Below are 22,066 nucleotides of genomic sequence, written 5' to 3' on the forward strand. Positions count from 1 at the left end.
CTTATTCATGCTATTTTATTCAACGATATTTTGCTGTTGATATGAAATAACAAAGGTAAACGAACATATTAGCTTTATGGAATATGTTTGTTTACCTTTGTTTGAGAGATTTAAAAATTGGGATGTTGTTAGTTGAAATTTATTTACTGGCTAATGAGCTTATAGCATTCAATGAATTTGTTCTTCATAAACATTAGATTTTGTGTCAAATGATTTATACATTGCCGAATCACCTATGTATATTTTATTCTACAGTATTTATAAAAAATGTTGGCTATTCATAAGAAATATAATTGGCACAGTTTTTGCTTGTATTACATGTAAGGAAGGGAGATTGTATGTAAGGAATCTGTACTCGTAATAGTATAAAACAAGCTACTATTGCATTATTAATCATATTTGTATTTATGGCGGAACTGTAAATACATACAAATAAGTGGTTTTTTGGTTTTAAAATTCTGAATTTTCTTTTAAATTATTAGGGGGCAATGGTATGGTTAAATATTCGAAAATTTCTAAGTGGATTCTTGGTGTGGGACTAGTGACGATAACATGTAATGGTTTGCAAATTCAAGCAGAGACAAAAGAGAAAAATGTGAAGAACGTATTACAAATGGAGCCGGTAGGAATACAGAAATCTGTTGATGAATTGGCGCACCCTTCAAAAGTACAAGAAAATGCATCTTTTACAAAACGATTAAAATTAGCGGATTTATCGCAGCGTCCACTAGCACCAACCGATAATATTAAACCGTTAGCTGAAGAAAAAAAGTATTCAATGGCTGAGTTAAATCAATTAAATAACAAACAATTAACTGATCTTCTTGTGACAATTAAATGGTATCAAATTCCGGAATTATTTCAGTTTAATAGTGATAGTCTTAAATTCTATCAAGATGATAGTCGAATGCAAGCAATTATTAATAAACTAGCAGAACAAGGACAAACTTATACGAAAGATGATTCAAAAGGAATTGAAACATTAGTAGAAGCTCTACGTGCAGCATTTTATTTAGGTTTTTACCATGATGAATTAAGCAAACTAAATGAGCGTAGCTACCATGATAAATGTTTACCAGCTTTAAAAACAATTGCAAAAAATCCAAATTTCAAACTTGGTACATCAGAACAAAATAAAGTAATTGCATCATATGGAAAATTAATTGGAAATGCATCAGCAGATGTTGAAACGGTTTTATATGCAGGTGAAATTTTTAAACAATATAACGATAATCTTGCAACTTTCATTGAAGACCGAACAAAAGGAGACGCTATATATGAGTTGATGAAGGGAATTGACTTTGATATTCAGACGGATATGTACACGACTGGAAAAGAGCCAAAAGATACGATGTGGTATCGAAATATCGATAACTTTATTAATGAAATAAATCGTTTTGCACTACTTGGTACAGTAACAAATAAAAACGGATGGTTAATTAATAATGGAATTTACTATGCTGGCCGATTGGGCAAGCTTCATAGCACGCCGACAAAAGGACAACAAGTTGCTACAGATGCAATGCGAATTTATCCATATTTAGGAGAGCAATACTTTGTTGCGGCAGAACAAATTACTACAAATTATGGAGGAATAGATGCGAATGGAAAAACTGTAAATTTAGATCAAATTCGAGAAGAGGGTAAAAAGAAATATTTACCGAAAACGTATAAGTTTGATGATGGTGCAATTGTCTTTAAAGCTGGGGATAAAGTTAGCGAAGAGAAAATTAAACGTCTATACTGGGCGGCAAAAGAAGTGCGTTCTCAATTTTATCGTACAGTTGGTAGCGATAAACCACTTGAAAGTGGACATGCTGATGATGTGTTAACGATGGTTATTTATAATAGCCCAGATGAGTATCAATTTAATCGTCAACTGTACGGATATGAAACGAATAATGGTGGGATTTATATTGAAGGGACAGGGACTTTCTTTACATATGAACGTACACCAGAGCAAAGTATTTATAGTCTGGAAGAATTGTTCCGCCATGAATTTACGCACTACTTACAGGGAAGGTACGAAGTTCAGGGATTATGGGGCCAAGGGGAAATGTATCAAAATGAACGTTTAACATGGTTTGAAGAAGGGAATGCAGAGTTCTTTGCAGGTGCAACGCGATTAGATAGTGTAGTACCACGAAAAAGTATAATTGGTGGGTTATCTAATGATCCTACAAAACGTTATACAGCATCACAAACATTAAATGCGAAATATGGAACGTGGGATTTTTATAATTATTCGTTTGCACTACAATCATATATGTATAATAAGCGCCCAGAAATGTTCGATAAAGTACATGATTTAATTCGCGCAAATGATGTTTCAAGTTACGATGAATACCGTGCTACATTAAGCAAAGATAATAAGTTAAATGAAGAATATCAATCTTATATGCAAATGCTTATTGATAATCGTGATAAGTATACAATTCCACAAGTATCAGATGAGTATTTAACTCAGCATGATCCAAAATCGCTTTCGGACGTTACTTCAGATATTACGAATGAAGCGAAACTAAAAGATGTGAAAGTAACAAAGAATAAATCACAATTCTTTAATACATTTACACTACAGGGGACATATACAGGAAGTGCGGCTAAAGGAGAAGTTGAGGACTGGAAAGTGATGAATGAAGCAACAAATGATATGTTGAAACGCCTTTCAGGAAAAGAGTGGACTGGATATAAAACATTGACTGCTTATTTTGTAAATTACCGTGTAAATAATGCTGGGCAATTTGAATATGATGTTGTGTTTAGCGGAGTGAATACGGAAGAAGGTACGGCTGTAGAAAAAGAACCAAATAATTCATTTGAAACAGCAAACCCACTATCTTTGAATATTTTGTTAAGAGGAACCTTGAGCGATCAAGATCAGGGGGATAAATTTGTTATTGATGTAAAGGATCAAAAAGATTTACAAATTTCGGTTACGAACGAACAAAATCTTGGACTGAACTGGGTATTATATTCTGAATCAGATCTAAATAATTATGTAGCTTATGCAACAAAACGTGATGGAAACAAATTGCTTGGAAATTATAATGCAAAGCCAGGGAAATATTACTTAAGTGTATATAAGTATGGTGGTGGAACAGGGAATTATACGGTACAAGTAAAATAGTTTACTATAGTTTGTTTTGAAAGGCTACTTATCGCATTTTGTAGCGAAATAAAGTAGTTTAATGTTAAACATTAAACTACTTCAATATATCCCTGTTCTAATTATAGAACAGGGATATATTGGCTTTACATTTTTAAATTAAATAATCTCATTGGATTTTGATAAGAAAATAATTAATATAGATTTGAATTCTCATTCGTAAAGCATGTTTTAATCTTCTTAATGCTCTTTCATTTTTGTCTCAATGTTTGTTTTCAAATCAGTGGATACTTGATTGAAATACCCCAAAACGATCTTCCTAATATCATCGGATATAACTTTCAAATCACTAGCTAAGTTTTCAGCGAGATGTTCTTTTTCTATTGGCTGTAACTTCGTATAAAATTCACTAGCCTGCGTAAAGTTATCCTGTTTCGTTATAGAAGTTCTTTCAAGTTTACCTTCAACGTACCTTCCTTCACCGGTTGTAATTTGATTAGCAGGTGTCCAATCTTGCTGCTGGTTAATCGTTAATTTGCGAAATTCGGGACCAATTCTTCTTCTTTGTGAATCACTGTAAATGTTAGCGCGACCTTGCAGCATTTTATCATCTGATAGTTCTGCACCATCCAGTAAATTAGAAGGGGAGAATGCGACTTTTTCTACTTGTTCCATAAAATTTTCAGGATTTTTATTTAATACCATTTTCCCGACTGGTATGAGAGGATACGTTTGTTCATCCCATACTTTTGTGTCATCTAAAGGATCATAAGAAAGGTGCGCTTCATCTTTCGGATCCATGAGCTGGACGTATAAACCATACTCCACTGGTTTACCATTTTCAATAGCATCATATAAATCTTTCCCGCTATAATCAGGATTTTCGGCAGCTAGTTTAATTGCTTCTTTACTAGTAATGTACTGTACACCTTCAAACGGGTACCAATGATACTTTACATACTTTCGATTACCTTCCGCATTTCTCCATACATATGTATTAACACTATGTCCTGGAATGTGGCGAAGACTTTTGGCCGTACCATTATTAGAGTATAAACGGACAACAAAATGAATAGATTCAGGTGCTTTAGCGACAAAACTCCAAAATCTATTAGGGTCTATTAAGTTATTTTTAGGTGAAGGCAATAATGCTTGAATCGTTTCAGGGAAACGCATCGGATCACGGACAGAAAAAACAGGAATGTGATTACATAAAAGGTCAAAAATGCCTTCTTTTGTATAAAATTTTGTAGAAAAACCGCGTACATTTCTAGCAGTATCCGGTGTTCCTTTCGTACTAACAGCTAACGAAAATCGCACCATAATAGGAACTTTCTCATTAGAATTTTGTAAAAAACTTAATTTAGTATGTTCAGACATCGAATATATCGTTTGAAAATAACCGAACGCACCAAATCCTTTTACATGAACAGGTCTTTCTAAAATTTTTTCATGAATAAATTCTTGTAACGTCTCGTGAAGTACACTATCTTGCTCTAGAACAGGTCCACGTGAACCAACTGTTTGTGAGTGGAGTGTAGCTTGTTCATTACGTTCTCTATCTTCATTAAAGTCATTCCCTAGTAAAGATTGCCCCTGTTTATCATAGTTTTCATTCATCGATATAGCCTCCAAATTTATTTCGTCTATTGTTACTAAATATGATTTTATAACCTTGATTATGTATGACATGCAAAGTAGTAACAGACCGCTAGATGAAAAAAATGCACATGTAGTGGACCTGTTGAAATAGAAGAAATTATGGAAAAATGAATATCGTGAAGAAAATTACTATTAAAATTTTAATCTGAAAAATAAATTTATAGAGAATAAACATAAATAAACAGGAAAAATAACTAGGAGGAATTTAACATGTCGGATTGGTTTCAATTAGATAAAGAATATATGATGTCTACATATTGTCGTACAGAGGTTGCAATGGAAAGAGGAGAAGGGTGTAAACTGTATGATGTAGATGGTAAAGAGTATTTAGATTTATTTTCTGGCGTAGGAGTAAATGTATTAGGATACAATCATCCTAAAATTGTACAAACGACAATGGAGCAAGTTACAAAATCGTTGCATTTACCGTTTCATTTTTTAAACCCAGTTGCGATTGAGTATGCAAAGAAATTAGTGGATTGCTCATTAAAAAACGGAAAGGTCTTTTTTACAAACTCTGGTACGGAAGCGACAGAAACAACTTTGAAATTAATTGATAAATATAGAGCTAATACGAATGAAGAACGTGAAGGAATTGTAGTGCTGAAGAAAAGTTTCCATGGGCGTACGTTAGGGGCACTACATTTTACGAGACAAGAAAGTGTATATCAAAATTTCCCTAAAACATCGATTCCTGTATACGAAGTAGAGCGCGAAAATATAGACCAATTAGAAGAGACTATTATTAAAGAAAACCCAATTGCGATTATGCTAGAGCCTGTATTAGGAAGTGGGGGGATTTATCCTTTATCAAGTGAATATTTGCATGGTATTCAATATTTATGTGAAAAATATAATGTACTTCTTGTCGTTGATGAAGTTCAAAGTGGTATGGGGAGAACCGGGAAACTGTTTGCGTATCAAAATTTTAATATTACACCGGACATTATTCAAATTGGTAAAGGAGCAGGAGGCGGGATACCGCTAGGGGGAATTATTGTAGGTGAAAAGTTATGTGATGTATTTTCACCAGGAGATCACGGGACAACATTTGCTCATTCATCAATGGGAACAGCTTTAGGTTTAACTGTATTAAATACATTACTTGATGAGGGGTTAATGCAAGAAGCTTATGAAACGTCACTATATTTGAATGACAAACTGCAAGACATTCAGAAAGAAAATTCTTATTATATTCAGGAAGTGCGTCATGCTGGCATGATGTTTGGAATTAGTCTGAATGATACGAATGAAAATGTGAAGAAATTACAGGTTGAGCTAATGAATAAAGGAATGTTAGTCGATGTAACACAAGGGAATATTATTCGATTACTTCCGCCGTATATTATTACAAAAGAGGAAATTGATGCATTTATTAATCAGTTTATTTCTTGTCTGGTTAAAGTAGCTGTTTTAACAATTGTTTAAAAATAAATTTCAAGTTCTACTCTTCAGAATACATTCTTTTTTTCATAAATATATCAGTAGCTATGAAATATTCTTAATTATTTCTTCAGTTGTGATTGGTAAAATAGTATGTCTTCATCTACCAAAAAAATGTGTCTAAAAGGGGAATAATTTGAGTTATTGATTTGAATTTTAAAAGTTTTATTTCAGAAGCATTATTTTATTTAGTAATTTATATATTACTAGACGACATTTGTCTGGTAAAAAGCCAAAAAATAAGAATGCTAGAACATTTTCAAAAAAATAACATACGAATATAAATATAATGAGAATGAGGTGATATGTTGGAATACAAGGATATTCAATTCACGTCCTTACAAATGAGAACTGATAGATTTGGGTGGGCCGGTATTCAATATACAAATAAAAAGCAAGCTATTTTATTTACTCGAAATGGAGGGGAAGAATGGGATATTGTCAATCCTCTTAATTCTATAATATTATCCATATATCCGATAAACTCTCGAAGCTCTTGGGCATATGGTTTAACAAAAACGAATGATAATCTAGTGCCTGCTATATTTTATACAGTTAACAGAGGGGAAAAATGGAGTGAGTTTATTTTACCAATTGAAGAAAATTGGGAGAAATCGACTGATGTTCAGGTACAATTGCATGCCACGAATATGGATAGTATATGGATTATAATATCTAGAAAACTCGCATCGAATAAATTTGAGCATAATTTGTATTATTTGAAAACTAAAGGACAAGTATGGAAGGTAATAAGAAAAATAAATATTAGTGATAGTATATCAGGTGTAACATTTATAAATAGGTTAGTTGGTTTTATTTCTCTACAAAAAAAATATAAAGAATCAACGATATATAAAACGGTAGATGGTGGTAGAACTTGGCACCCTATAAAAAACAATCAGAATATTCAAGAGGTTAATAACGGGAATTCCATGGCTTATAAAACGATCTATAAAAATAACTTGTTAGCGATACCAACTAAAACGAATGATAATATATTTTTTATAAATTATTCATTTGATAAAGGTAATACATGGCATACTCCAAATCGAAAAATAAACACTAGTAAAGTTGCTATTTCTTTTTTCAGTGCACATTATGGTTGGGTTATAAATAGTGAGAACGGAGATGTGTATCAAGTAAAGAAAAAAGCATCGGAATGGATAAAATTATCAAGTAATCCGTTGTTAAAAAATGTATTTTGTTTACATTTTATAAATGAGCATAGTGGCTGGGCTTGTAGTAAAGAAGAAATATTTACTACAACAGATAGGGGTATAACCTGGAAGAAAGTGTTATATAAAATTAATCATATTGATAAATTAACTTAAAAAAGAGTCCTAAAAAATTAGGACTTTTTTTATGATTTTTAAAAGGCGAGAGTTGTAATATACATAATTAGAAGGGGGAAGGATAAAAGCGTAAAGCATATATTTTCAAAAAAATGGACGTTTGTTTTTACACAGTACAATCCATTTTTGAATATATTGATAAAGTAGCAAATTTAGAGGGAATAGTAATACTTAATATTTTATGTTCATATTAATGATGCCACATGGTGTGTAAAAAAGGGGGATTGTAATGAGATCATTAACAGTTATTATTTCGTATAGTGATAGAGCACAAATATTAGAAGATTTAATTAAAAATGTATGGGAGCTAAACCCAATTGAAATTATTGTTATGCTCCCTAATGATAGAAGTAAATTATATGAAATAGCAAAGAAATATAGATGCCGAATTGTTTTGACAGAGAAATATAGTGGGCATTATCGCGGATATGAAGCTTTTATAAAGGAAGCAAGAGGAGATGCTTTATTATTTTTAGATGGTAAATTTTCATTATCTACAGATGAAATGAAGGGATTTATTGAACCAATTGTTACAAATCAGGCTGATGTAATTTTGAATAAAATAGATAAGTTTATAGAAATAGATAAATGTCCGAATGTGGATATTGTATGGAGAAAAATGTTAAATGAAATTTTAGGTCGGCCAGATTTAAAATGCAATTCAATGCTTTCATTACCATATGTGCTTACGAAGGAAGTATTGGTTAATATCGGTTGTGATTTTATAGAAGATGCCATTCTTTCTCATATCAAGATTGTGAGTCAAGGGTGGCGGATTAGCGATCAATATGCAATAAACACTTTATCTAAAGATGAAACTTTAGAAGAAAAAGGATATTTAATAAAAAAGGAACTATCAAAAAATGAAAAAGAGAAAGTGAAAAAATATCTAATTGGAATATCTAAAGGGATAGAGGAAAAAGGGAGAAGAGGAGGGTTTACTGATGCAGGAAAAAGAAGAGATATTATTCAAAGGTTAGGTGAATTAAAACAATACCCTTGTTATCATCAAGGTTTTGGGATGCATTCTTCAATTTATGGTGGAAAGCAACTTTCTGTAATTATACCGGTGCAGGATGAAGAAGACACTATAGAACAAGTGATACTTGAGACTAGAAAAATAGAACCGCTAGAAATTATTGTTGTTGTAAATGGGTCAACAGATAATACCGCCAATATTGCTAAAAGTCTTGGTGCTACTGTTATTAAATATAACGAGCGACTTGGCCATAATGTTGGACGTGCAATTGGGGCACTTGAAGCGATAGGAGATATTCTCTTATTTATTGATGGTGATTTTAGTATTTCAGGAAGTGATTTGCATTGCTTTACGCAAGCAGTCTCAGATGGTGTAGATATAGCATTAAATAATCTAAATCCAAGTTTAAATCCGCCTTTTTATATTGTTGATATTGTAAAGTATATGCTTAATTTAGCATATAATCGTCCTGAATTAAGTAATGGTTCGTTAGTAGCTATTCCACATGCAATGAGTAGATCATGTTTAGATGCAATAGGATGGGAAACTTTATTATGCCCTAGCCTTGCTCAAGTGAAAGCTATATTACAAGGATACAGAGTAGAGTGTGTGCACTATGTAGATGTTGTAAAGCCGAATAGAATTCGTTTAAAAGAACATGTAGATTACACTGGGCATCCTCCAGCAGTATTAAGAATTCTGGGTGATCATATTGAAGCACTCTCCTACTTAATAGAAAAGTTAGATTAGGGCAATGAGTTATATAAGAGAATTGGTGAGGTGTAAAAATGAAGAAATTACTTTCCATAATCATATTAGTTGAATATGAAATAGGTTTGTTAAATGAAATTATTCAGAGTGCTAAAAGTTTATTTCCATATGAGATTATTATAGTAATAAATGAGAAGCGAAACATAAACAAAAAAACTCTAACTGAATCTGGAGTTAAATGTATTAGAAGTGATTCAGAAAATATGCGTGTTATAGGGGCAAAAGAAGCAAAAGGAGATATATTGTTATTTTTAGATGATAGTAATAGTATTTCTGCATGTGAACTTAAACAATTTATGCAACCTGCTATTAAAGATAATGCAGATGTGGTTTTAAATAACTTGCACTCTTTCTTTATTGAAAGACAGAAAAAAGAATTTCCAGGTGCTAATATTATTTGGAGACAAATTATAAATGAAGTGTTAGGAGCGAATGAATTAAAAATAAATTCTTTGCTCTCTTTACCAAATATAATTACAAAAAAAGCTTTACAAGAAATTAAATATGAAACTCTTAAAAACCCTGTTTTGGCGCAAATAAGACTTATTGAAGAAGAAAAAAAGTTTAGTTGCCATTACTTTATAGAAACACAATTGGCTAAAGAGTTTTGTTTAGAAGAAAGAGCATTAAATGAAAGATCATTAGTAGATATAGAAAAGAAAAATATGAACAAACACTTAGTTGCTATGGCAGAATGGTTAATGAAAACTGGAATTAGGGGAATGTATCATGATGTTACAAGAAATCGAAAACTTGTAAATATTCTTAAAAAACATAATACCATCCCTTTTTCACAAAAAGGATGGGGAATTCAATCACAAAAATATAACGGAAAACAATTGTCTGTAATTATACCCGCTCAGAATGAGGAAGCAACAATTGGACAAGTGATTTGTGAAGTGAGAAAAATTGAGCCCCTAGAAATTATTGTCGTTGTAAATGGTTCCACAGATAATACAGCAAATGTTGCTACGCAACTTGGTGCTACTGTTATTACGTATAAAAATCCGTTAGGGCATGATGTGGGAAGAGCAATTGGCACTGTAGCAGCAAAGGGAGATATTCTTTTATTTTTAGATGGTGATCTTGTTGTTTCTGCAAAAGATCTATATCCATTTCCACAAGCTATTGCAGATGGATGTGATGTTGCCTTAAATGATTTAAATCCCTTTTTATGTAAACATTTTCCCCTTCATATTGTCACCTTATTTAAATACGCGTTGAACTTAGCATGTGATAGAAAAGATTTAGGTGTAGGTTCACTTACAGCAATTCCACATGCAATTAGTAAACAATTTATAAATGATATCGGATGGGATATATTACTCTGTCCAAGCGTTGCGCAGGTAAACGCTATTTTAAATGATTACAAGATAGAATGTGTACATTATGTAGACGTAATTAAAAATAATCGGCTCCGCCCGAATGAAAATGTTGTAGCGAAAGGAATTTCTCCAACTATATCACTCATTCTGGGAGATCATTTGGAGGGTTTCTCTTATTTGTTGAATCATAGCAAAATGTAAGTATATTTTAGATAGATGGGAAGGGTGATTAAACTGTTAGATCAGTATAAAAAAATCAATATTTCATATGAACAATTACAGCAAATGAATTTTCAAACTACGGAACCTTTTATACTCAAAATTGATTGGGATAAAGTAGCTTATGAATTTTTAATTCGTATTAAGCATAATGCTTCCAATGTTATTGTTTTTGGCTCTGGAGCAGGTGGTTTTCAAGAACAACCAATTGGTCCACCTATTTTTCATAGACATTCTTGGATGGAAGAATTTGAAGATACTGTTATATATTATAATGATCCTACTTTATATCATGGAGAAATATCTTTAGGTTGGGGACAGGGGGAGTTAGATAGATTTTATTTACAAGATATCGCAAATATTTTAAAACTATTATTGATAAAGTTGCAAGTTGATTCGAAAAATGTGTTGTTTTATGGAAGTTCCGGGGGAGGATTTATGTCTTTAATATTAGCTGGTTTCGTAAAGGGTTCCACAGCTTTAGTTAATAATCCTCAAACAAATTTAATGAAATGGATACCTGTACCGGTAAATCAAGTTTTCAATTTATCTTATCCAGGCTTATCAAGAGAAGAAATTGAAGAGAAATTTGGCGAAAGAATTAACATCACGGATTTTTTTAAGAGTATTGAATACGTTCCAAATATTTATTTTTTACAAAATGTCGCATGTGAATTTGATGTGCAAAATCACTTACTACCATTTATTTCTGGGTTAGAGCAAATGGATGAAAATACGGAAGTGAATCAAATTTTAGTAGACTTATATTTCGACAAGAAAGCAGGGCATGCAGCTTTAGAGAAGAATGAAACGATTGAATATATAAAAAAGGTAAAACCTAATCAGACTGTAAGAGAGGTGAAAGAAGGAGTGGAATTGTCAGTCGTTATTGTCGTGGGAGAGCAAAAGTCGAAATTAAATCGAATTTTAGAGAAATTAAATTATTTAAAACCACTAGAAATTATCATTGTAGCTGATAATAGAATGAATACTATACAATCAATAACGACAATTGTTGAAAGTAATGTTGTTGTTATTGAAGAGAAAAACAAATGTAAAGCACCAGTTAATGGGGCAAGAATAGCCAATGGAGATGCTGTCTTATTTTTAGACGGAGAAGATGTTGTTTTTTCAGTGGAGTTAGCACAATTTTTAAAGCCGCTATTAAAAAAAGAAACAGATGTAATATTGAATAACGCAGACTCCGTATATTTTGAAAAAATGAAAATAGAGTGGCCGAGTATTGCTATGGTGTATAGAAAAGTATTAAATGACGTATTAGGACATATAGATTTAAAGTATGATTCGATGTTATCTATGCCATATGCCATTTCAAAAAAAGTAATTGAAGACATTGGATATGACATCTTACAGAATCCTATACTTGCTCAAGCAACACTTATTGAGAAAGGGTGGCGAGTACACACCTCATCAGCAATTACTAAAACCTCTTTGAATAATATATCTACAAATAAAAACTCTTTCTCTGGAAATGAATTAACTAAATTAGAAGTGCGTGAGATTAAAAAAAATGTAAAAGTATTAGAAAACTGGTTACAACGAAAAGGTGATAGAGGTAACTATACGGATGGAGGAAGGAAAAGAGAAATTATAGAGCAACTAAAAATACAAAAAAATTATTTGCGTTTCCATAAAGGATGGGGAATGAAGTCTTCTATTTATAATGGAAAACAGCTATCAATTATTATACCAGCACAAAATGAAGAAGCGACGATTAAACAAGTTATTCTTGAGGCAAGAAAAATTGAACCGAAAGAAATAATTGTTGTTATAAATGGATCGACAGATCGGACAGAGGAAATTTCAAAGCAATTAGGAGCAACAGTGATTGTCTATCAAGAAGCGTTAGGACATGATGTCGGGCGTGCAATTGGTGCGCAGGAGGCCATAGGAGATATACTTCTCTTTATAGATGCCGATTTTGCTATTCCAGCAAAAGATTTACATCCATTAACGCAAGCTGTTACTGACGGTGTTGATATTGCTTTAAACGATTTAAATTTAAATCTTAGATTCCCTCTATATATTGTAAATATATATAAATATATGTTGAATATTGCTTGTAACCGTAAAGATTTAGGAGTGGGATCTCTTGTAGCGGTTCCTCATGCTATTAGTAGAAAATGTTTAGAGGGAATTGGCTGGGATACTCTTCACACATCATGTATTGCACAAGTAAAAGCAATATTAGAAGGATATAAAGTAGAATGTGTTCATTATGTAGATGTAATGAAACCAAATCGTATTCGACCACATGAGCACTTCGCGACAATAGGGCATCCGCCAGCTGTATTAAGAATTACTGGTGATCATTTAGAAGGCCTTTCGTATTTATTGAAGCATAGGAATTTTAAAGATTTATTTCTATTTTAAGAGGTGATTCAGTCGATTAATCAATTGAGAAATGTAAATATTTCATATGAGCAACTTGAAGACATTTATTTTAATATGGAAGAACCGTTTTTACTAAGTGTAGAATGGCAAGGAATAAATTATGAGTTTATTATTAGAATGAAATTACAATCAAAAAAACTTATTATTTTGGGTTCGGGGGCAAGTGAAAAGCAGTCGCCACCTATTTTTCAAAGATACACTTGGATTAAGGATTTCGAAGAATCTGTAATTTTTTATAATGATCCAACCCTTTATTTAGGTGAAATTTCTTTAGGGTGGGGGCAAGGAACGATAGATAGGTATTACTTGAAAGATATAGCGATAATTTTAGAAAAAATAATAAGAAAGATAAATATTTTAAAAGAAAATGTGTTACTTTATGGAAGTTCAGGTGGAGGATTTATGTCCCTTATATTAGCAGGTTATTTAAGAGGGACTTTCGCATTGGTCAACAATCCTCAAACCATATTAACAAATTGGTATACTACTCCTATTACACAAGTTTTTCAGCTATCATATCCTAACTTATCAATACAAGAAATTAAAGATACGTTTGCAGAGAGAATAAATGTTATTGCATTTTATAATAAGATAGGCTATGTACCGCCAATTTATTACTTGCAAAATATAGCAGCTGATTTTGATATGAAAAATCATTTGGAGCCTTTTATAACTGGATTACAAGAATTAGAAAGGATAGATGCTGTAAATAAAGTTAAATTAGATTTATATTTTGATAAACAATTAGGGCACATCCCTTTAGAGAAGAATAAAATTATGCCATATATGAAACAAACGCTCTATGAAGATAGAATATTGTAATTAAAAGTTGAGAATCTCTTCATGTATTTGAAGAAGTTTTTACCTCTTTAGTTTATTTTATCTCACTATTTGCGGGCAGTAAAACTCCCACCTCAAAATTCGGCTGTAGCAAAGAAGTTAGGTGGGAGATTAACTGCCCATAATAGCCCGATTGGTGAGGGCTGAATAAAGTTGTAACGATATTATTATTTTCTCATAAATTGATATTATGTGTAAGAAAGGAGGGAATATCTTGTCTTGCATCAACAAGAGTTGTTTTAACATTTGCTTAGAATCTATAGTTAATCCAAATGGTGGGGCAGAAATATTTGTAAGGTGCAATGATGAATGTCCATCTAATTTCAATGTAATACCATTCATTGCATGTATTGCTATTTCAGTAAAGGATGATTTTAGTTTCTTATCTTATTTAGATAGTTTAATAAAACGTTAATTAACTATCCAATTAATATTAAAGAAGCACCTAATTTATTAAATTTAGTAAGAGAGTTGTATCCGAATTTAAGTAACTGCATATATTGTTAAGAGAAAGGAGGGAGAGTTATGGCATGTACTACGAATAATGTTTGTTTTGATGTGTGCCTTAAGATTACAATTACCCCTGGAAGTGGAATTGATGCAGTAGTGGATTGTGGGGGCACATGTGGGACAAGTCCTACAATTGTAATTAGTTCTAGTGGATCAATTGTTATTACTTTACCATTAATTGCATGTTTCTCAATCTCGCTAAACGATGATTTAAGTGTTGCATCTTCATTAACAAGCCTCTATTTTCAAACTTCTTAAGAAAGATACAGAAATGAAAAGCCTGCCTGCTACTTTTCTTTTGATCTAATGTAAAAATAAAAAAGATGGTTACAACCATCTTTTTTATTTTGCTATATATTTAAAATAAATTCATATATTATTTGGTGGTAAGAATATACAATTAAAAGCATTCAGTGTTTCTTTTTTGTTCGATGAGGTAAGAAATTGCTTCTATATGATCACCAATGATTTGTTGCGTTGCTAATGAAAGAAAACCTTCTTGAGAGAAGTGTTTTTCTGGTCGAACACGATTCATCTTATCAACATCGACAGAATGGGCATTTTTCACATGAAGGCCTGCTAAAATTGTTTTAACTTGACTTGAGGTAGGTGAAAGAAGTGAATCAAAACCAATTGTATCAATACATTTGCGACTAAAAGCATGAGGCACAGCAATTGTGGATCCCATCCCTAAATCCTTTCGATTACATGCTAAATTCACAACATATTTACATGCGGTCACGATAGAATAAGGAAATCGATACATATAGTAATACTCTAACTTATTTAAAGCTAAATCTGTACCATTTTGAACAGATTGTACAAATGGTAATAGATCAGAACTAGGAATTAAGAAATCACCATCTATAAATAATAATATATCACCTTTTGCAAAACGTGCGCCAACAGCACGTCCAGTATCATTACCAAGTGGCTCTTTGTAGCTAATAACTGTTGCACCACAATTCTTTGCCAATGCCTCTGTTTTATCTGTTGCTCCATTAACAATAATGATAATCTCTAAAGGTTTTAATTTTTGTACCTCATAAATTACAGATTCTATCGTTTTTTCTTCATTTTGAACAGGGATGATAACCGATAATTGTTTATCCCCATAAGTATTCGAATAAAATTCTTTACCTGTACTTATTTTTGGCATATATTTTTGTTCGCCGTTTTGAAGCCCTAAAATAATATCCCGCCTTCGGCTACTATCAGTGTAGTTTCCTCTTGAATCTTGCGCTATATTTATCCAATGTTCAATAGCTTCAAGATGATAACAAGTGAGTTGTTTTGAAGGGAAGGAGGGGATTTGAGGTATATAAATTTTTAGATGATTGCAAATCTGAAATTTATATTTAATAATTTTCATTTGTGCCAATATCGGATTTGATAAACTTTCTGGAGTAATTGCCTCTAGAACTTTTTTTGTTATTGCATAGGGAGGAAATAATAATGAGTTAACATTTAAATCTGAACGATGAAAAAAATGATTCGTAACTTGCTGCCACATCATTGCTATATTAGGCCGTTGCTTCTTATAAAAAAAATAATCCAAATTATTTAATACTACATCAGCGGATCCGTCTAGTAATGGTTGAAGAAATTGTATAAGTGTGGAAGATTGAATAATGTAATTTTCATCTAAAAATAATAGGCAATTACCTCTTGCCTTTTTTGCTCCAATTGTATAACAAATATTATATTCTGTTGATTCTTCTAGTGTAATAACTTTACAACTGTAAGATCGTGTAATATCAATACAATCATCAATACATCCGTTAATAATAAGAATAACTTCTAAAGGTTTCAGTTGTTGACATGCTTTTAGAATTTCGGGTAAAACGCTTGTTTGATGCTGTATGGGGATAATAATAGAGATTGGATTTTTACACATAAGTAGTCTCCTTTTTAATCAGAGGTAGTTATTAATAAGAATAGATAAAATAGGAGATAAATATTTTCTTGTTACAAACATAGCAATTATTTAGTTTTATCTGCCTCCGAATTTTCATTAACTGAATTAGAACCTTTGTTTATACCAGAAGCTATTAAATTATTGAGAACACTAAGATCTAATTGCATAGGGATTGAGTTTTCGGATGTAGTTTTCTCATTTTCTTTTTTTGTAGTTAATATTGTTCTTATGGTTTTTATTTCTTTATATTGTTTTAAGATGATGAAAAAACCAGAAATGATTAAGAGAAAAGACAAAGAAGTAAGCAAAAATATTATCTCCAACATAAAATATCCTCCTTCAAAAAGAAAATTATAATAATATTATCTAATTAGGTATTTAATGATACTCCATATTTTTATGGTTGAATGCAATAAGAAGAAATTCGTATTAATGAGTTCGCTTTTCTAAATATATGCAAAATTTCAGTAAAAGTTACTGGTTTTTAAGTTAGAGGAAATAATTATAGGTACGTTGTACAATCTAATGAATTAAAGATTTATTTGTAGTGTAAAGGTATATATTATATAAGCTACACGTCATTATATAAAAGTTAAACAGGGTGTAACTTTATAGAAAAAGAGCATTTAATTGGACAAATAATTAATTATGTGAAATAATAATAACAGATAAGGAGACGTTGTTTTTCCTTAAGTGCTTCGAATTAATTTTATTCAATAAGAGAAGGTGTGCTTAAAGAAGTTAAATTAAATAAGGAGCTGTTTTATTATATGCAACAAAATAATGATTTAAATTTTGAACCTCAAGACGTTAATATTGTCAATCCTAAACAAGCCAGGAAAGCAGTAATTGCTACTGGTATAGGGAACGCAATGGAGTGGTTTGACTTCGGATTATACGCGTATTTAGCGGTAATTTTAAGTCAATTATTCTTCTCAGGTGTTGATAATAGTGGATTGCAACTTGTACTTACATTCGGTACATTTGCAGCAGCCTTTCTCGTTCGACCAATCGGAGGTGTATTCTTTGGTAGAATAGGAGATAAGTACGGCCGAAAAATCGTGTTAAGTACTACTATTATTTTAATGGCACTTTCTACATTATTCATCGCATTACTACCAACCTATGAACAAATTGGTGTATGGGCACCAATACTACTTTTAGTTGCCCGAATGATTCAAGGCTTCTCTACAGGCGGCGAATATTCAGGAGCAATGGTTTATATCGCAGAATCTTCTCCAGATAAAAAGCGTGGTATACTCGGTAGTGGTCTTGAAATTGGAACACTCTCAGGTTACATTGCTGCATCGGTAATTGTTACCATTTTGACGTTATTGTTAACAGATGAGCAAATGCTCAGCTGGGGATGGCGTATTCCATTCTTAATAGCTGCACCAATTGGTTTGGTCGGTTTATACTTACGCCGTCATCTAGATGAATCTCCAATCTTTGAAGAGATGGAAAAAGCACAAGAGGAATCTGAAGACAATGAACAATTTTCATTTATGGATATTATTAAATATCACAAAAAAGACTTCTTATTAAGCACAGTAATTGTCGCCTTCTTTAATATTACAAATTATATGATTCTTTCGTATATTCCTTCTTATCTAACTCAAGTACTTAAAGTCGAAGAAACAACAGGCTTATTAATTATTTCTATTACGATGGCACTTATGATTCCACTAGCACTATATTTCGGTAAATTAAGTGATAAAATTGGTAATAAACGTGTTGTGCAAATTGGTTTACTTGGTTTAACTGTATTTGCAATTCCAGCATTTTTACTAATAGGTAACGGACATATTGCAGCTATATTTGCAGGTATTTTCGTACTAGGTTTCTTCTTAAGTGTATATGAAGGAACATTACCTTCATTATTACCATCACTCTTTTTCACTGATGTACGTTATCGAGCACTTTCGATCTCATTTAATATTTCTGTATCGATATTCGGTGGAACAACACCGCTTGTATGTTCATACTTAGTTCATGCAACTGGTAACCCGCTCGCACCGGCATTTTATTTAGCAGGTGTAAGTATTATTGGATTAGTTGTATTTAGTGTACTATTCGTTACGACTTCAGGGCGTGCGCTAAAAGGTTCATATCCTACAGTAGAAACGAAAAAAGAAGCACACCAAATCGCTAAAGAAGATCCTGAAGAAACACTTTGGTGGCATGAAGAGTCATTAGAAATTGAAGCAGGGAAGAATGCTTCCATTTAAAAAGCAACGTAGAAGTATAAAAAGACTCCTATGAATATAGGAGTCTTTTTGTTACGTTATTTCTTTCGTTTCTTCAAACTTTTTTGATATGCATAAAGCTTATGAATCTCTTCCTTAAATTCATGTAGAAGTACAGTGTTTGCACCATTTGAATACCGCACCGTATTATAAGCATCTATAATAATATCACTTTGAATATTTACATCTTCTTCATCGTTTATTCTTTCTAGCCAAGCCTCAACAGTTTCTCCCCGTTTTCTATTTAAAGGAGAGGTTAACTTACTCTCTAGCTTGAAAATTTCCTTCCGAATTTCGTTATGTGGCGGTTTATTTCGTTTAAAACGATTTTGGCTTATTCCTTCTTTATCAGTAATGATAGTAGATTCGAAGGCGGGCATATTTGGTAAACTTAAATGTTTTCGTTTTTTTACTATTTTCCAAACGACGTAAATAGCGATAGCTGTACAGACTATTATTGTAGCGCTATTTATGAGTATTGGATCAAAATCAGGAATTTTTTTTCCGTCTTCAATTTTGGGTTTTAAGAGATGTCCTTTATTTGCCCAAACATCTTCAGTATCTTTTAATTCCGCTGCTTTAATTAATGGCATTAAAGCATAGCCGACGCCTAATGCGACTACTTCCGTTATAAAACCAAAAATAAGTCGAATGAAAGGAAATACTTGAACAATTAATATACTCATTAAGCCAATCGTAATGATAGAAGCAAAACGTAATAGTTGTTGTTTGCGATTTGCCCCGGTTAACCAAAATGTAATCATAAGATGCAAGGCTAACATTAATAGTTTCCACAACGGTGGAAAGGGTGCATAAAATATAGCTGAAACGACAAACCATACAATACCACCTAAAGATTTTTGAACTGGATATCCAGGTCCGACCACATGTACGATAAAGAAAAATAGTGGTAATATGATTGTGCCAAAAAGAGAAAAAGGTAAAAATAAAGAGAAAAGAACGATTTGAAGAACTAAAAGTATTACAAATCCTGTTGTTTTTTTCTGCATAAATTTATGAATAAGAAATACTCCAATATAGCCTGTTGTTAAAAATATTGCAATACTAATTAGTTCATCTCTTTCTGTTAATAATGAAAGCAGGAGGAGCAGAATGAAATCATGAATGTGATATAGCCAAGTTTTCAACTGGTTCCACCATCCCTTCACTAGTAATGAGAAACGTTGGCTGCGAGAGAAGAGGGAGTTCATTTCTTTGTAAACCAATGTATATCATTGTAGACGATCGTTCTCTCTTTCTCTTTACATAATGAAGGAATCCTTGTTTCGGAAGTAACGTACTATCATCTGAAATACGGGCTAATTCTTCTAAAGCTTTTGCATATTGTGTTTGTCCTTCATTTAACGGTACATGTAATGCACCGCCTTCTGCTAATACACTAATAAACAATTCAAACGGAATGTGGTGCTTCGTTGTGTACTGGAAAATGTATGTTGCATATGAAATAAGTTCTTCTACATTATCTTTCCAACCAAATCCACGATCGGCAGCTAAAGAAAGACAAATCGTCCAACTATAATTTTTTACAGGTTCATATTGCTTCGCTTGTAATTGTTGCATTTTAGCAGATGCCTTCCAATGAATAGAGCGGAAAGACTCACGCTCATATCGCTTTACACCGATAATAGATGTTTCATCATTGTAAAAAGAAAAATTCGTTCGATAAAATCCATTCAAAAGTTGCTGAAGTTCTTGCAAACCTGCTACTTCTTTAGGAGAAGGATACACAATAATTTCAGTCCTTAATTTATCAAAAACAGGTAAATGTACAGTTAATAGATGAAATGGATCTTTTAATACACATTCAAACTGTTCAATTTGAAACACACCACGCTTCGTTGCGGTTAATGTTAAACCCCATTTTTGTGCCGAATGTGCGGGTTGTGAAAATGGGAAAGAGAATAATGTTTTTGATATTTGTTCAATGCCTTGCTCTTTATGCGGTATAAGGGACGAATTTAAATGAAAGTAACAAACACCATTAACGAGCGGTATGCTGGCTCCATTTTTTAAATGAATAAAAAACTGTCCAGATTCCTCAGGAAAAAGCCGTGTAGTTTGTTTCTCATTTATGATTTGAAACTTCTTCTCTATGAAAGCGACATATTTATAAATAAAAATCGCAAATATATAATAGAAGAAAAAGAGAAACATAAGCATTCGTTGCGGGAAAAAGAATGTGAAAAGTAACGCGATTGGAACGGTTAGTTGAATAATATGGAGTTGAAAAAATAAAGGCACAGTTACAACACGCTGTCCATTCATGCTTGCTCAATCTCCACAGGTACGTCAACTTCTTTTAAAATACTTTGCATTATATCATTTTTAGTCGTGCGCAGGGCACCTTCCATTGATAAGACGATACGGTGATTCCAAACAGAAGGAACTAACAATTGTATATCTTCTGGTGTGCAATATTCTCTCCCGCGTAAAAAGGCTAAAGCTTGAACAGCACGTACTAAAGCTAATGTGGCACGTGGGCTTACACCGTTAGCGATATAATCATGATTTCTTGTAGCATGAGCAAGTTTAATAATGTAATGTTCTAACGGTTCCGAAACAAATATTTCTTTTACTCGTTTTTGAGATTCTAAAATATCTTCTAATGAGATGACAGATGTGACACTTTCTAATGGTAAATCGTTCCGAAAACGTCGCATCATTTGTAGCTCATCTTCAGGAGTAGGATAACCGATTGAAATCGTCATTAAAAAGCGATCAAGCTGTGCATCTGGAAGAGGGAAAGTCCCTTGTGATTCAATTGGGTTTTGCGTCGCAATAACAAAGAACGGTTTCGGCAGAGGCGTAGATTGTTTTTCGAGCGTCACTTGTCGTTCTTCCATCGCTTCTAACAAACTCGACTGCGTTCTCGGCATTGCACGGTTAATTTCATCTGCTAGCAAAATGTTTGTCATAACTGGTCCAATTCTTAATTCGAATTCGCTTGTTTTTGGGTTGAAGTATTCAATACCTGTTACATCACTTGGAAGTACATCAGGGGTGAATTGAACGCGAGAAAAACTACCACCAATACTTTTGGAAATGGTTTTCGCCAGTAACGTTTTCCCAGTACCAGGCACGTCTTCGAGCAATACATGCCCACCAGCAAGAAGTGAAACGAGCAGTAGATCAATAACATTTTCTTTCCCAACAAACACAGATCCGATGTTTTCTTTCAATTTATTTATCATATGTACCATTCCTTTCATTATAAAAGAGCTAATATTTCTATATTTTAACAAATTATTCAGAAAAT

General features: G+C 32.4%; 16 protein-coding genes. 10 read left to right on the forward strand and 6 right to left on the reverse strand.

All coding sequences use genetic code 11. The features are described from left to right. Positions 1-493 precede the first annotated feature (493 nt). Positions 494-3,130 (forward strand): collagenase ColA, encoded by a 2,637-nt coding sequence (gene colA / locus B9A45_RS14500; RefSeq protein ID WP_084064188.1) that lies wholly within the window; start codon positions 494-496, stop codon positions 3,128-3,130. A 219-nt stretch (positions 3,131-3,349) separates the two neighbouring features. Here colA and B9A45_RS14505 read toward each other — a convergent pair whose 3' ends face one another. Continuing rightward, positions 3,350-4,729, reverse strand: coding sequence for a catalase (locus B9A45_RS14505; RefSeq protein WP_084064189.1), 1,380 nt, complete (start codon positions 4,727-4,729; stop codon positions 3,350-3,352). Positions 4,730-4,981: 252 nt separating this feature from the next. On the opposite strand from B9A45_RS14505, the gene B9A45_RS14510 reads away from it, so the two are divergent. The 8 genes from B9A45_RS14510 to B9A45_RS14545 all read left to right on the forward strand — a co-directional run bounded on the left by B9A45_RS14510 (position 4,982) and on the right by B9A45_RS14545 (position 14,883). Beyond that, a complete protein-coding gene (locus B9A45_RS14510) occupies positions 4,982-6,199 on the forward strand; it encodes an aspartate aminotransferase family protein (RefSeq protein ID WP_053512521.1) in 1,218 nt (405 codons plus the stop codon). 323 nt (positions 6,200-6,522) lie between these two features. Beyond that, a complete protein-coding gene (locus B9A45_RS14515; RefSeq protein ID WP_058840380.1) occupies positions 6,523-7,545 on the forward strand; it encodes a VPS10 domain-containing protein in 1,023 nt (340 codons plus the stop codon). Between the two features lie 250 nt (positions 7,546-7,795). Then, positions 7,796-9,295: a glycosyltransferase gene (locus B9A45_RS14520; protein ID WP_058840376.1), complete on the forward strand. Its 1,500-nt coding sequence runs from the start codon at positions 7,796-7,798 to the stop codon at positions 9,293-9,295. 38 nt (positions 9,296-9,333) lie between these two features. After that, a complete protein-coding gene (locus tag B9A45_RS14525) occupies positions 9,334-10,842 on the forward strand; it encodes a glycosyltransferase family 2 protein (RefSeq protein WP_000735456.1) in 1,509 nt (502 codons plus the stop codon). Positions 10,843-10,926: 84 nt separating this feature from the next. Beyond that, on the forward strand, positions 10,927-13,254 hold the full coding sequence (locus B9A45_RS14530) for a glycosyltransferase family 2 protein (protein ID WP_179135412.1): 2,328 nt from the start codon (positions 10,927-10,929) through the stop codon (positions 13,252-13,254). Between the two features lie 3 nt (positions 13,255-13,257). Next, positions 13,258-14,097 carry a glycosyl transferase family 2 gene (locus tag B9A45_RS14535; RefSeq protein WP_084064191.1) on the forward strand — a complete coding sequence of 280 codons (840 nt, stop codon included), beginning with the start codon at positions 13,258-13,260 and terminating at the stop codon, positions 14,095-14,097. Between the two features lie 232 nt (positions 14,098-14,329). Next, complete coding sequence (locus B9A45_RS14540) at positions 14,330-14,530, forward strand: hypothetical protein (protein ID WP_033676526.1); 201 nt, start codon at positions 14,330-14,332, stop codon at positions 14,528-14,530. A 110-nt stretch (positions 14,531-14,640) separates the two neighbouring features. Then, the gene (locus B9A45_RS14545; RefSeq protein ID WP_000752467.1) at positions 14,641-14,883 is read left to right on the forward strand and encodes a hypothetical protein; all 243 of its coding nucleotides are present in this window, start codon (positions 14,641-14,643) and stop codon (positions 14,881-14,883) included. Positions 14,884-15,025: 142 nt separating this feature from the next. Here B9A45_RS14545 and B9A45_RS14550 read toward each other — a convergent pair whose 3' ends face one another. Further along, positions 15,026-16,522 carry a glycosyltransferase gene (locus tag B9A45_RS14550; RefSeq protein WP_000335240.1) on the reverse strand — a complete coding sequence of 499 codons (1,497 nt, stop codon included), beginning with the start codon at positions 16,520-16,522 and terminating at the stop codon, positions 15,026-15,028. Positions 16,523-16,608: 86 nt separating this feature from the next. Beyond that, positions 16,609-16,869: a hypothetical protein gene (locus B9A45_RS14555; protein WP_000889686.1), complete on the reverse strand. Its 261-nt coding sequence runs from the start codon at positions 16,867-16,869 to the stop codon at positions 16,609-16,611. 444 nt (positions 16,870-17,313) lie between these two features. Here B9A45_RS14555 and B9A45_RS14560 point away from each other — a divergent pair, with 444 nt between their 5' ends. Then, complete coding sequence (locus B9A45_RS14560; RefSeq protein ID WP_001186926.1) at positions 17,314-18,771, forward strand: MFS transporter; 1,458 nt, start codon at positions 17,314-17,316, stop codon at positions 18,769-18,771. A gap of 56 nt (positions 18,772-18,827) precedes the next feature. On the opposite strand, the gene B9A45_RS14565 is transcribed toward B9A45_RS14560, so the two are convergent. Genes B9A45_RS14565 through B9A45_RS14575 form a run of 3 tightly spaced genes read right to left on the reverse strand, consistent with a single transcriptional unit; the run spans position 18,828 to position 22,001 of the window. Continuing rightward, complete coding sequence (locus B9A45_RS14565) at positions 18,828-19,937, reverse strand: DUF4018 domain-containing protein (protein WP_084064192.1); 1,110 nt, start codon at positions 19,935-19,937, stop codon at positions 18,828-18,830. Continuing rightward, positions 19,909-21,075: a DUF58 domain-containing protein gene (locus tag B9A45_RS14570; RefSeq protein ID WP_001014390.1), complete on the reverse strand. Its 1,167-nt coding sequence runs from the start codon at positions 21,073-21,075 to the stop codon at positions 19,909-19,911. The genes B9A45_RS14565 and B9A45_RS14570 overlap by 29 nt, the downstream gene beginning before the upstream one ends. Continuing rightward, positions 21,072-22,001, reverse strand: a complete 930-nt coding sequence (locus tag B9A45_RS14575; RefSeq protein ID WP_000608798.1) for an AAA family ATPase — start codon at positions 21,999-22,001, stop codon at positions 21,072-21,074. Before B9A45_RS14575 ends, B9A45_RS14570 begins: the two co-directional genes overlap by 4 nt. Positions 22,002-22,066: the final 65 nt, after the last annotated feature.

Source organism: Bacillus sp. JKS001846 (assembly GCF_900176455.1).
GTDB classification, from domain to species: domain Bacteria; phylum Bacillota; class Bacilli; order Bacillales; family Bacillaceae_G; genus Bacillus_A; species Bacillus_A cereus.